7 protein-coding genes are annotated in these 12450 nt (G+C 71.8%); 1 reads left to right on the forward strand and 6 read right to left on the reverse strand.

The features are described 5' to 3' along the window. Positions 1–463: 463 nt before the first annotated feature. The 6 genes from ggt to DKT68_RS08225 all read right to left on the reverse strand — a co-directional run bounded on the left by ggt (position 464) and on the right by DKT68_RS08225 (position 11153). On the reverse strand, positions 464–2239 hold the full coding sequence (gene ggt / locus DKT68_RS08200) for a gamma-glutamyltransferase (RefSeq protein ID WP_407940702.1): 1776 nt from the start codon (positions 2237–2239) through the stop codon (positions 464–466). 155 nt (positions 2240–2394) lie between these two features. Then, positions 2395–4086, reverse strand: a complete 1692-nt coding sequence (locus tag DKT68_RS08205; protein ID WP_109816804.1) for a family 43 glycosylhydrolase — start codon at positions 4084–4086, stop codon at positions 2395–2397. A gap of 104 nt (positions 4087–4190) precedes the next feature. Then, entirely contained in the window at positions 4191–5195 is a 1005-nt protein-coding gene (locus DKT68_RS08210) for a substrate-binding domain-containing protein (RefSeq protein WP_109816805.1), read from the reverse strand. 23 nt (positions 5196–5218) lie between these two features. Further along, on the reverse strand, positions 5219–6283 hold the full coding sequence (locus DKT68_RS08215) for an ABC transporter permease (protein WP_109816806.1): 1065 nt from the start codon (positions 6281–6283) through the stop codon (positions 5219–5221). Continuing rightward, positions 6280–7818 carry a sugar ABC transporter ATP-binding protein gene (locus DKT68_RS08220; RefSeq protein WP_109816807.1) on the reverse strand — a complete coding sequence of 513 codons (1539 nt, stop codon included), beginning with the start codon at positions 7816–7818 and terminating at the stop codon, positions 6280–6282. Before DKT68_RS08220 ends, DKT68_RS08215 begins: the two co-directional genes overlap by 4 nt. 83 nt (positions 7819–7901) lie before the next feature. Further along, positions 7902–11153: a DUF2961 domain-containing protein gene (locus tag DKT68_RS08225; RefSeq protein WP_109816808.1), complete on the reverse strand. Its 3252-nt coding sequence runs from the start codon at positions 11151–11153 to the stop codon at positions 7902–7904. A 242-nt stretch (positions 11154–11395) separates the two neighbouring features. Here DKT68_RS08225 and DKT68_RS08230 point away from each other — a divergent pair. Continuing rightward, on the forward strand, positions 11396–12450 hold a 1055-nt coding region (locus DKT68_RS08230; protein WP_330848932.1), incomplete at its 3' end, for a GTP-binding protein.

Raw genomic sequence — 12450 nt, forward strand, 5'->3', positions numbered from 1 at the left:
TGCCACCGGGACGGTCACTGCGCCTTTTCGCCATCGGGCCCGCACGGCGCTGCCTTCCCAGCCGCGACGAGGGCAAACGCGCAAGGGCTCCCCAGGTGCCTGCGCCAGCAGGCCGGACGGCTACTCCTCCGGGACGCGCGGCCCAACCTCGCCCCGCCTCAGGTGCTCCGCGTTGCGGTCGGCTTCGCTGTCGGCGTGCGCAGCCCCGGAGGCCGGATCCGTCGTTCGGCGCCCCTCGGCGTCCTGATACACCTCGCCGGTCTCGAGGGCTCTCTCCTGCTGGCTCTGCTCAGGCGTTGTCATGACCGCCCAACTACCCTCCGGCCGCACCAGCAAACAGCCACCCGGCAGTCCCCGCTGGCACCCCCTCGGCCGGGCGACCCTCCATTGCCGCTCATCGATTCATGGCAAGAACCTTCGTAGCGCCCACTGCCAACGTTTCTTTCATTGGAGGCAACCTTGGTCAGTGGCGCGGCCAGCGGCCGAGGACGGCCGCCGCGCCGCCGCCCCGGCGTTCCGGCTCGGCCACGGCCACCATCCTGCCGTCGCGGAGGAACTCGATGCCGGTGGCGGCGCCGAGCTCCGTCGTCGGTGTGAGGACGTGTCCCGGCGGCAAGCCGTCGGCGTACGCGGCGACGAAGGCCGGCTCGGCCTGGGTCGCGGCGCCGTTGCGTTGGGACGCCCGCGGCGCGGCCAGCGCCTCGGGCAGCGCCATGCCGAGGTCGATCCGGTTGACCAGCGTCTGCAGGACGGTGGTGATGATCGTCGCGCCTCCGGGCGTACCCACGGCCAGGAACGGCCGTCCGTCGGTCAGCACGATCGTCGGCGACATGGAGCTGCGCGGCCGTTTGCCCGGCCCCGGCAGGTTGGGGTCGGGCGCGGTGCCCTGGGTCGGGGTGAAGTTGAAGTCGGTCAGCTCGTTGTTGAGCAGGAAACCCCGATCGGGTACGACCATCCCGTTGCCACCGGTCGCCTCGATGGTCAGCGTGTACTCCACCACGTTGCCCCAGCGGTCGGCGACGGTCAGGTTGGTCGTGCCCGTGCGGTCGTCCCGGGTGTCGGCGACAGTCGCCGCCGGGCAGCCGCCGTACGCGCCGTCGGGGACGCCCGGTGCGACCGGCTTCGGCAGCGCCGCCGCCGAGTCGATCCGGCACGCTCGTTCGGCGGCGTAACCGTCGCTGAGCAGCTCGCGGAGCACCTGGCGCGGGGTGTGGTCGCCGACGTAGCGGTTCCGGTCGGCGAACGCCAGCGCGCTGGCCTCCAGGTAGTGGTGCATGGCCTGGGTCGCGGTCATCGATCGCAGGTCGAACCGTTCGAGGATGTTGAGCGCCTCCCCGACGGCGGTGCCTCCGCTCGACGGGGTCGCCATGCCGTACACCTCGAAGCCGCGGTAGTCCGACCGGGTGGGCGCGGGGAAGCGGGTGCGGTAGCCGGCGAGGTCCGCCGAGGTCATTCCGGCCGGGCGGATCGGGTACGGCCACGACGCGGCCGGCTGCTCCGCCACCGGTGGGCGCTGCACGGTGGCGACCACGTCGCGGCCGACCTCGCCCCGGTAGAACACGTCGGTGCCTCGCCCGGCGATCAGCCGGTAGGTCGAGGCGAGGTCGGGGTTACGGAAGGTGGCGCCGACCGCCGGCGGCCGGCCGCGCGGCAGGTAGAGCTCGCTGGTGGAGCTGAACTGCCCGAAGGCGGCCTGGTTCTCGGCAATCTGGCCGGCGAACGTCTCGTCGACGGTGAAGCCGGCCTCCGCGACCCGCGCGGCGGGCCGGAGCATCTGCGCCAGCGACCGGGTTCCCCAGCGGTCCAGCGCGTCCCGCCAGGTGAGCAGGGTGCCGGGAACACCGACCGACAGCCCACTGATCCGGGCCTCGTCAAAGGGGTACGGCTGCCCGGTGGCCGGGTCGACGAAGATCGTCTCGGTCGTCGACGCCGGCGCCGCCTCGCGGCCGTCGATGGTCTGCACCCGACCGGTACGCGTGTCGTAGTAGACGAAGAAGCCACCGCCGCCGATGCCGGCCGAGAACGGTTCGGTGACGCCGAGCGTCGCGGCCGCGGCAACCGCCGCGTCGACCGCGTTGCCGCCGCGCCGCAGCACGTCGAGCCCGACCGCGGTGGCGGTGCCGTCCACCGTCGACACCGCTCCCCCGTAGCCAACCGCGACCGGCTTCTTCGGCGGCTCGGCCGGCTCCGCCCAGGCGGGGGCGGCGGCTCCGGCCGCCGCGACCGTCGTCAGAACCATCGTCGCGGCGATGAGCGCCGGAGGTCTCATGCGGTCTCCTCGGATCGACCTGGGTGGATGGACCTTCTTCCTACTCGCCCGGCCCGGCGTCGGCAAGCGGGACAGGATCGAGGGCGCCCGCGGAAGCGGCGCCGGGCCGCCAACGTGCTGGTCGGCTACCTCGAACCGTTCAGGCCTGCCGCCAGTGTCTCGGCGAACGACGTGTCCGCGGCGGTCCCGCTCACCCCGAGCCGCCAGGTTCCCCCGGGAAGGTCACCGAGGGGCAACGACCGCCCGCCGGGCTGCCACAGCGGTTGCCATGCGATGGATCCGCTGGGGCGGTGGAACCATCGGTTGTCCTCGTTCCAGGCCGAGCCGGCGCGGTAGGCGGCCACCAACGTGGTCGTGTCGTCGGTGGCAAGTGTCCACCTGCTGAAACCCGCCACGTCGCCGTCCCTGTCCTGCTGGCCGGGGTCACCGAGTCGCGGCAGGGCCGAGTCCAGGCTCCAGGCGGCTTCCCAGACCGGCGCGGTGGTCGGGCCGGCCACGTGCCAGACGAAGCTGAGGTCCGTGGTGGCCGTATCGAACCGGAACCGCCAGTCGGCGGTCACCGGCTCGTTCCCGAGGGGGATGCCGGTGAGGCTCAGGTCGGTGCCGTCGGCGGAGACGGTCACGTCCCTGGCGGCTCCCGCCACGTCTGTCGGCCCGAAGGCTCCGACCGCGAGGTAGGGCGCCGTGGAGCGGGACGACGAGTCCGTGACGGGCCGGTACTCGCCCCGTCCGGCGGGATCGGCGTCGTAGGAGACCAGCCGCGCCTGCGGTGCCGTCTGGACGACGGCACGGTAGTAGGGAGTGGTGACGACGCGACCCTTCGTCACCACCGGAGTACGCCAGTTCAGCGGCGCCAGCCAGAGCCCGCCCTGGCCCCAGCCGGCACCGGTGACGTACCAGTCGCCCGTGCCGGAGTCGTCCTTGACCACCTCGGCGGCGTGCGCGTTGATCTGCCCCGCCAACTGGTCGACGGTGAAGTGGAAGGGGTCGGCGCTGCGGTAGACGCGGGTGTCCTGGTATCCGCTCTCGCAGCACACGAAGAGGTACCACGATCCGTCGTGCCGCACCACGAACGGCGATTCGGTGGGCCCGCCGAAGGTGCCGGTGGCCGGGTGTTCGAAGGCCGTCCGCCGCGCGCTCCAGTGCACCAGGTCGGTGCTGGTGCGGTAGGCGACGATGTGGTGGCCACCCGCCGGTGTGCTGTTGGCGGTGTAGTACATGACCCACTGGTTGCCGACCCGGGTGACCATCGGATCCCGGCCGTCGAAGCCGTCGGTGAACAGGGGGTTCGCCGGGTGGCGGGTCCAGGTCCTGAGGTCCTTCGACGTGGCCAGCTGCATCCGGTAGGCCGTGTGGTCCGCGGTGCCGCCCGCGTAGTACATGTAGTACGTGCCACCGTGGAACAGGACGTACGGCGCCCAGATGTGACTCTCGCCCGCCGCGGGGTCGGCCTCCAGCGCGAACGGCTGCTTCGTCCAGGGTCCGCGCGGAGACGGCGCCGTGGCGTGGCCGAAGAACCGCTCGTCGAGCGGGTTGGCGGGCTCGGCGTGGGTGATCGCGAAGATGTGCCACTCGCCGGTACGGCGGTCGCGCACCATCGTGTGGTCGTTGTAGTACCAGCGCTCGTTCTCGCCGACGCTCGGGTCGTAGACCGGCACGAAGTCACCGGCGCCGACCACGGTCGACCGGTTCTCGTACGGCTGGTTGTCGATCGCGGGCGGGTCGGCCGCCCGAGCCGCGACCGGTGTCGCGATCAGGCTCAGGGCGACCGCGAACAGCGCGGACAGCCGGCCAACGCGGGACGGTAGGCGGGGCATCGCTCTCCTCCAGGGCTCGGGCGGGTTTCGGTGACGGTTCCCGGTCGTTCGGCGGTGCGGACCCGCCAGCCTGCGCGGCGGGCCCGCACCTGGAGAACCGACTGTTACTGCTTGCCGCCGAGCTCGGTGTAGGCCTGGGCAGCGTTGTCCTTGGTGATCTGCAACGTGCCGAGGGTGGTCGACTTCGGCACGTCCTTCGTGCAGTCGACCAGGATCTTCTTGGCCAGGTCGATCGCCTCGCGTCCGCCGGTCGCGTACTGGAACGTCGCCTGCAGGCGACCCTGCTCGACCGCCTTGATGCCGCCGGAGGCGACGGGCAGCGCGTCGATCCCGGTGAACTTGATCGCCGTCTCCTTGCCGGCGGCCTTCGCCGCGAGGTAGGCACCCTCCGCCATCGGGTCGTTGTGCGCGTACACGGCGTCGATGTCCGGCTGGGCCTTGAGCATCGCGTCCATCACGCTCTGCCCCTTCTCCCGCAGCCACTCGGCGGTCTGGGTGGCAACGATCTCGATCTTCGGGTTGCTCGCGATGCCCTCGCGGAAGCCCTGGGCGCGCTCGGCGGCCGGGGTGGAGCCGGGCAGACCGGAGATCTCGACGACCTTGCCGCCCTGCGGCAGCAGCGTCTTGGCGTAGTACTCGCCGGCTGCCTTGCCGATCGCCACGTTGTCGCCGCCGATGAACGCGGTGTACGCGTCACCCTCGACCTTGCGGTCCAGCACGATGACCGGGATGCCCTGGTCGTACGCCTTCTTCACCACGCCGGTGAGCGGCTTCGCCTCGTTCGGCGAAATGATCAGCAGGTTGATCCCCTGGGAGAGAAAGTTCTCCACGTCGGCGACCTGCTTGCTGTTGTCCTGGGCCGCGTCCGAGACGACGACCTGGAACCCGGGCACGGCCTTCGCCGCGGTGCTCACGTCGTCGTTCATGACCTGCCGGTACGGCTCGGCGTTGTTGGCCTGCGACATGCCGATCAGGAACTCCTTGCCGCTGCCGCACTGGGCCGAGGCGTCGGTGCCGCTGTCGCCGCCGTCCTTCTCGACGCTGCATCCCGTGGTGACCGCGAGCGCGGTCAGCGCGAGGATCGTGATGGCTCTTCGGGCGTAGCGCATGTTTCCTCCAAGGTGGTGGTGGGTCAGGCGATGCGGGGACGGAGCCTCTGCAACGCGGCGGCAGCCACGATGACCAGGCCCTTGACGACTAGCTGCACGTTCGCGTCGATGTTGTTGAGGGCGAGGATGTTGTTCAGGATCCCGAGCAGCAGGGCGCCGGCGATCGTGCCGCCCATGGATCCACTGCCACCGGCGAGACTCGTCCCGCCGATGACCACGGCCGCGATCGCGTCCAGTTCGTAGCCGGCGCCGTCGTTCGGGCTGCCCTGGTTGAGCTGACCGGCGTGGATGATCCCGGCCAGTGCGGCGAGCAGGCCAGAGATCGCGAAGACGGTGACCCGGACGCGCCGTACGGGCACGCCGGAGAGCCGGGCAGCCTTCTCGTTGCCGCCGATCGCGTAGACGTGCCGCGCGAAGGCGGTGCTGCGCAGCACCAGGAGCGCGCCGACGCCGATGGCGAGGAAGATCAGGGCCGGTACCGGCAGCACTCCGTTGATGGAGCCGCTCAGCAGCGAGAACGCCTCGGGAGCCTCCTGCGGCCCCTCGCCGTAGGCGATCGGGATGCCCAGCCCGCCGGACCACATCCGGGCGATGCCCCGGGCCGCTTGCAGGCCGGCCAGGGTGACGATGAAGGACTGGATCCCGAGTCGTGCGACGATCGCGCCCTGGGTGGCCCCGAAGGCGGTGCCGATGAAGAGCACGATCAGGACCGTCGGCACGATGCCCAGGCCGCTGTCGACCATCAACGTGGCCGACCCGACCGCGGCGAGCCCGAGCACCGCCCCGACGGAGAGGTCGATGCCGCCGATCAGGATCACGAACGTCATCCCGACCGCGATGATGCCGATCTCCGAGACCGCCCGGACGATGTTGGCGAGGTTTCCGGAGCTGAGGAACACGTTCTCGCCGTTGCGGGACGGCGAGACGGCGATCGCGATCAGGAAGACGGCGACGAGCCCGAACAGGCTCTGGAAGCGGAAGAAGTTGTCGACGATCGCCTGCCGGTCCTTCGGCAGTCGGATCGCCCGGCGGCGGGGCGGTGTCTCCGGCGGCGATGCGGCGACGGTGGTGGGGTTGGGCGAGTTCATCGAGACTCCTTGACGTCGTCCCCGTTGGCCGCGGCGAGGATGGCTTGTTGGGTGGCGGAGGCACGGGGCAGCACGGCCACGGTGCGACCACGGTGCAGGACGACCACCCGGTCACAGAGGCTCAGCAACTCCGGCAGCTCCGACGAGGCGAGCAGGATCGCCATGCCGGAGTCGGCGAGCCGGTGCAGCAGGTGGTAGATCTCGGCCTTGGCGCCGATGTCCACCCCCCGGGTCGGCTCGTCGAGCAGGAGCAGTCGCGGTCGCATCAGCAGTTGCTTGGCGAACACGATCTTCTGCTGGTTGCCACCGGAGAGCGTCGCCACGGGGATCGACGGTGATGCCGCCTTCACCGCCAGGGTGGTGAGCTGTTCGGCGACCGTCCGGCGCAGCAGCGGGCGGCGCACCAGCCCGAGCGTGGTCAGCGACGACAGCGCGGAGAGCACGACGTTGTCCGCCACGGAGTGCTCCAGCATCAGCCCCGCGCCGCGCCGGTCCTCGGGGACGAAGGCCACCCCGCGCGCCAGTGCCGCCCGGGGGCCGCTCGGGCGGTACGGCCGGTCGCCGATCGTCACCTGGCCGGCGCGCCGGCCGGAGCCGCCAGCGCCGAACAACGTCTCCAACAGTTCGGTACGCCCGGCGCCCATCAACCCGGCGAGGCCGACGATCTCTCCGGAGCGCACGGTGAGATCCACCCCGGCCGGTTCGGTCCGGCCGGGCACGGGCCGGCGGGGCGTCACGGCGAGCCCGCGTACGTCGAGTAGCACCGCACCGGGTTCGTTGCGCCCCTCGCCGAAGAGCGCGTCGACCGACCGGCCGACCATGAGCTGGATGATGTCGTCCCGGGAGGCGACCCGCGGGTCGACGCTGCCGGCGACAGTGCCGTTGCGCAGCACGGTCACCCGGTCGGCGATGAGCTCGATCTCCGCCATCCGGTGCGAGATGTAGACGATGCCGACTCCGGCCCGGCGCAGCTCGGTGATCGTCGCGAAGAGCCGTTCGACCTCGGCGTCGGCCAGTGCCGCGGTCGGTTCGTCCATGATCAGGACTCGCGCGCGCAGCGACAGGGCCCGACCGATCTCGACCAGCTGTTGCTCGCCGACGCGCAGCGACCCCACGAGCCGGCGCGGGTCCAGGTCCGCGCCGAGCGTCCGCAGGTGCGCCTCGGCCTGCCGGCGCATCCTCCGGATGTCGACGGTGCCGAGGCGGGTGCGCGGCTCGCGGCCGAGGAACATGTTCTCCGCGATGGACAGCCCGGCCACCAGGTCCAACTCCTGGTGGATGGTCGCGATGCCAGCGCGTTGGGCATCGGCCGGGCCGGCGAAGCTCACCGGCTCCCCGTCCACCTCGATCGTGCCGTCGTGCTCGGTGATCACCCCGGAGAGCACGTTGATCAGCGTGGACTTGCCGGCGCCGTTCTCGCCGAGCAGCGCGTGCACCTCACCGGCGGTCACGGTGAGGTCGATGTCGCGGCAGGCGTGCACGCCGCCGAACCGCTTGCCGATGCCGGTCATCCGGACCAGCGGCCGATCTGTCATACGGCACCTCGTGGCTCGTCTGCGGGATCTGGGGGTCGGACGGAGTCGGAGGCCCCTGACCCGGGCCTCCGACTCCGACCGGGTCACGACGTTAGACGAGCCTCGATGTAGTCGAGGCCGGCCAGGTACCCGCTCGAGGCGGCGGCCTTGCCGGTCACCGTGAGGGTGAGCGTGTGCCGGCCCGCCGACAGCTCCCGCTGGCCGTAGTCCAGCGGGTCGCTGACGACCACGTCCGGCGAGTGGTACGCGTCGAACGCCTCGCCGATCCGGGTGCCGTCGATCGCGACCGTGTTGGTGCCGTAGTCCCGGGCCAGCGTCTGCACCAGGCTCAGCTGGTAGGTGCCGGCCGTCGGCACCTCGAACGCCACGGTCATGCTGCGGTTCGGCGCGTCCGGCCGGAACCACAACTGCGCGCTGCGGGACCAGTGGATGCCGCAGCAGTCGCCCTGCACCTCCGCCGGAGCATCGGCGGAGACCGCGGGCAGCAGCGACTCGGCTTCGATTCGCAGGGTGTCGCCGGTGGTGGCCGACGCCGGCGCCGAGTAGGCACCGAGGTTGCCGGCGGCGTCGACCGCGCGTACCCGGTAGTACCAGGTCTCGCGCAGGCCGAGCCCGCTGTGCTCGAAACTCGGCCGGGTCGTGACGCCCACCCGGTTGTCCGGCCCGGGCGTGAATCCGGCCTGCCGCGAGGCGAACACCTGGTAGCTCGGCGCGTACACCTCGTCGGCGGCCGGCCGCCAGGTCACCGCCACCGCGTTCGTCGTGCCGCTCGTGGCGGTGAGCCCGGTGACCTGCGTGGGCCGGGTCCGGTCGACGAAGGGGGTGACCTCGCTGAGCGCCGCGTACCGGGCCGCGGACCAGGCCGGGGAGCCGGCGGTGGGCGTCAGCGTGACCGTCACCGCCGACCTGCCCCTGGTGAGCGTGGGCGGCAACCGGAACTCGTCCTCCAGCCAGCGGTGCGAACCGTTGGCCAGCGGCTGCGACCAGGTGCCGGCGTCGCGCCCGTCGACCTGCACGGCCACCGACTGGTACCCGGCGCTCTGGTCCCCCACCCGGCGCAGCACCGCGCCGGCGTTGTCCCGGTCGAGGGCCACCCGGAACCGGACCGGCGTGGTCGAGGCGCGGGTGTCGTCGGTGACCGGACGGGGTGCGCCGTCGTCGCCCTCGTAGGTCGCGGTGAGCACCTGACGCTCGCCGCCGGAGGTGTAGCCGTGCGCCGACTCGCTGGCGGGTTCGCCGACGTCGACGGTGTCGGTCCAGCGCTGCCCGACGGTGTCCTGCCCGTACCAGTAGGCGGTCGAGCCGTACCGGGCCGGATCCTGGTCGCCCGGGCCGTGTTCGATGCCGAACCGCAGGTCGGTGGAGAAGGACACCGCCTCGGCGAGCATCAGGCGGAACGCGCCGGTGCAGTCGTACTGGCAGCCGTAGTCACTGACCTCGTGGGCCGGGTTGCCGTTGGTGGGCGCCGAGAACGTGCCGTGGTTGAAGTACCAGCCGCTCTCGTAGAAGTCCTCGGTTCCGGTGCCGTGGATGCTCGGGCTCTGCGCGCCGTCCACGTAGACCCGTTCGTCGCCCTCGAGGTAGTTGCGCTGGTTGCCCGCGGGGATGTGCCCTTCCATGGTGTGCGTGACGCCGACGAACTTGCCCCGTCCGGCCACGTCGAGGAAGAGGTGGTCGGCGCCGGGGGTGGTGTCGGCGCTCGCCGCGGTGGCCCGGAAGTAGCCGGCCGTGCCGGTCGGGCGCAGCGCCGACGCCCAGGCGGCGGAGCGTGCGGTGGTCACGGAGGCCACCGAGGACGTGATCGGCACGCTGGAGCCGTTGCGCAACTCGATGCGGAAACGTGACCGGTAGGGCATCGGCCACCAGGCCGACAGTGTCGCGGTCGCGGGGTCGACGCCGAACATCAGCGACCGCACCGGGTGCAGTCCGAGGCCGGTGCCGAAGAACTCGCCGAGCGGCGCGTCCACGGTGGTCCTGCCGTCGAAGGTGATGCGCAGCCGGCTGTCGCGCAGCACCGCGTCGGAGGCCGCGACGGCCGCCTTGCGGTCTGCGTCGGCCGGGTAGCTCATGGTGTTGCTGCCCTGCCAGGTCTGCGCGGTGATCCGGTAGCCGTGGGCGGCCTCGGCGTCGGTGTGGGACGGGCCGAGGTCGAGGGTGTCGGTCCGCTTGGCGGTGCCGGCGACCAGGCTGTCGACCCAGTAGGTGAACTCGTTGACGTCCACGTCCGACGAGACGAACTGGTTCCGGACGGTGATCGTGGACCTGCCGGCCGTGGCGCTGGCCGGCAGTTCGACGGTCTGGTCGAGCCAGGTGCCGAAGGGCACCGGGTCGTTGGCCGGCCACTCGGCGACCGGTACGCCGTCCACCACGATCTGCGCCCGCTGGTGCCCGATGTGCGGGTCCAGCCGGCGGGTCAGCCGCACCCCGGTGTTGGCCGGGTCGACGGCCACCCGGAACTCGCTGCCGCCGCCGGGCCCGTAGGCGCGGCCGTCATCGGCGACGGGCGCCGGCGGCCCGACGAGTTGCGGGATGCGCAGTTGAAGGGCGTTGACGGCGCCGGGGCCGACACCGCTGGCGAGGGTCACCGCGCCCTTGGCGGGGACGCTGAACTCCCGGTCGGCGGTCGTCGCGCCGGCTTCCGGGCGCTTCGGGTCGCGGGTGCCGGCGGCCTTGAGCTGGTCGATGACGTCCAACGCGCGGTCCGACGGGTCGAATGTGCGCACCCCGTCGGCGGTGGTGAACCTGCGGTAGGTGACGTGGTAGAAGACCGGGTTCTTCTCGGTGGTCACCCGCATCGAGCTGCGGTAGGTCATGGGCGCCTTGATGTAGACGCCGCCGGAGCTCTGCGCCGCGTTGGCGACCACCGGGTAGACGAAGGGCGCGCCGAGCTTGCCGTCCACCACGTCCTGGAGCGGAGCGTCGAGCACGGTCACACCGTCGAGGACCACCTTGATGGCGCCGGTGGCGGAGACATTGCCCTCGTCGCGGGTGAACCAGATCGAGTCGATCTCGCCGGCACCGGTGGCCTCGGCGAGGACGCAGCCGTCGGCGCCGGTGCGCAGGCACGAGTACTGGCCGGAGAAGCCGTCGTCGTTGCCGCCGCTGCGGTCGAAGCTGGAGAACTGGTGGGCCTGCGGGCCGTCGGGGAGCTCGGCGAGCCGGTCGAGCCTGCGGTAGACGTCCCATCCGGTCGGACCGTTGTCGGAGGGGGGGGGGGCGGCGGAGGCCGGCCCGGCTGGGCCGACGAGGGCGGTTCCGGCCAGGAGCGCCGCGGTGAACGCGGCGCGCAGCAGCCGGCGAGCGGACGTACGTGGTGCGTGGGTGGTGGGTGTCATGAGCGCCTTCCACGTCGGTGGGTGGGGCGGGTTGCGAGGCGGTGCTAAGGAATCGATTTCTCGCTGCAACAGCGACAGGGTAGGCACGCCTCCACGCGGCGGTCAATCCTCGGTCGCCACCGATGGGCGACGCTGTTGACAGCGACCCGGCCCGCTTTTATGGTCCTCGAACAGAACCGAGCAAACGATTTCTCGGCTCGCGTGAGCATGCCGCAGCCGCTGCGGCGGCTGGGAGGCCCTCCGTGCCCCGACTCGTCGTCCTCACCGGATTTCTCGGCGCGGGCAAGACCACCACCATGCTGGCAGCCGGGCGACTGCTCACCCGGCGCGGCAACCGCGTCGCGGTCATCACCAACGACCAGGGCAGCGACCTGGTCGACACCCGCGCGGCCAGCGACGTCACACCCGACGTCGGCGAGGTGACCGGCGGATGCTTCTGCTGCCGCTTCGAGGATCTCGCCGACCTCGTGACGGAACTGCTCGACAGCGGCCAGGCGGACACCATCCTCGCCGAGGCTGTCGGAAGTTGCACCGACCTGCAGGCGACGGTCATCAGACCGCTGCGGGCCCGTTACCGCGACCGGCTGGCCCTCGCTCCCCTGACCGCAGTGCTCGACCCCGCGCGCGTCGACGCGCTCGACGGCGACCTCGAGTACCTGTTCGAACGCCAGCTCGCCGAGGCCGACCTCATCGCGGTCAACAAGACCGACACCCTGCCCCGCGCCGACCTCGACGCGCTGCTCGGCCAGATCCGCGGCCGCTACCCCGACGCCGGCCTCCTCGGATACAGCGCGAGCACGGGAGCGGGCGTCGACCAGCTCGTCGCGCACTGGACCGGCGCCCGGCAGCGCGGCCGCGACGTCGACCTGGACGTCGACTACGACCGGTACGCCGCCGCCGAGGCAGAGCTGAGCTGGCTCAACCAGGTCTGGCAGGTGGCCGCCCCGGGCGGATTCTCGGCCCGACGGTGGGCCCACGTCGCACTCGACTCGCTCTCCACCGCCTGCGCCCGGCAGGGCCACGTCATCGGCCACGCGAAACTCGCCGTCCAGTCCCCCGCCGGGTTGATCCGCATGAGCGTCGTGGCCGCGGGTGACCCGCCCCGCCACGAACCCGCCGCGGCGGAGGAGACCGACGAGCCGCCGGTGGACCAGGCCACCGTGCTGCTCAACGTCCGCGCGACCTGCCCACCACGAGACCTCGAATCGCTGGTCCGGTCCGCCGCGTTCGACGCGGACCTGGCCGCTGGTGCCGCCGCCCGACCCGGCCCGGCCAGCGCCTTCACCCCGTGCTGCCA

It is taken from the genome of Micromonospora acroterricola (genome assembly GCF_003172955.1).
In the GTDB taxonomy this organism is placed as follows: Bacteria; Actinomycetota; Actinomycetes; order Mycobacteriales; family Micromonosporaceae; genus Micromonospora; species Micromonospora acroterricola.

Bases quoted from the DNA above. Each gene is read 5' to 3' on its own strand.
- DKT68_RS08220 (WP_109816807.1), bottom strand. From the start codon at position 7,818: ATGACAGATCGGCCGCTGGTCCGGATGACCGGCATCGGCAAGCGGTTC.
- DKT68_RS08225 (WP_109816808.1), bottom strand. From the start codon at position 11,153: ATGACACCCACCACCCACGCACCACGTACGTCCGCTCGCCGGCTGCTG.
- DKT68_RS08215 (WP_109816806.1), bottom strand. From the start codon at position 6,283: ATGAACTCGCCCAACCCCACCACCGTCGCCGCATCGCCGCCGGAGACA.
- DKT68_RS08205 (WP_109816804.1), bottom strand. From the start codon at position 4,086: ATGCCCCGCCTACCGTCCCGCGTTGGCCGGCTGTCCGCGCTGTTCGCG.
- ggt (WP_407940702.1), bottom strand. From the start codon at position 2,239: ATGGTTCTGACGACGGTCGCGGCGGCCGGAGCCGCCGCCCCCGCCTGG.
- DKT68_RS08210 (WP_109816805.1), bottom strand. From the start codon at position 5,195: ATGCGCTACGCCCGAAGAGCCATCACGATCCTCGCGCTGACCGCGCTC.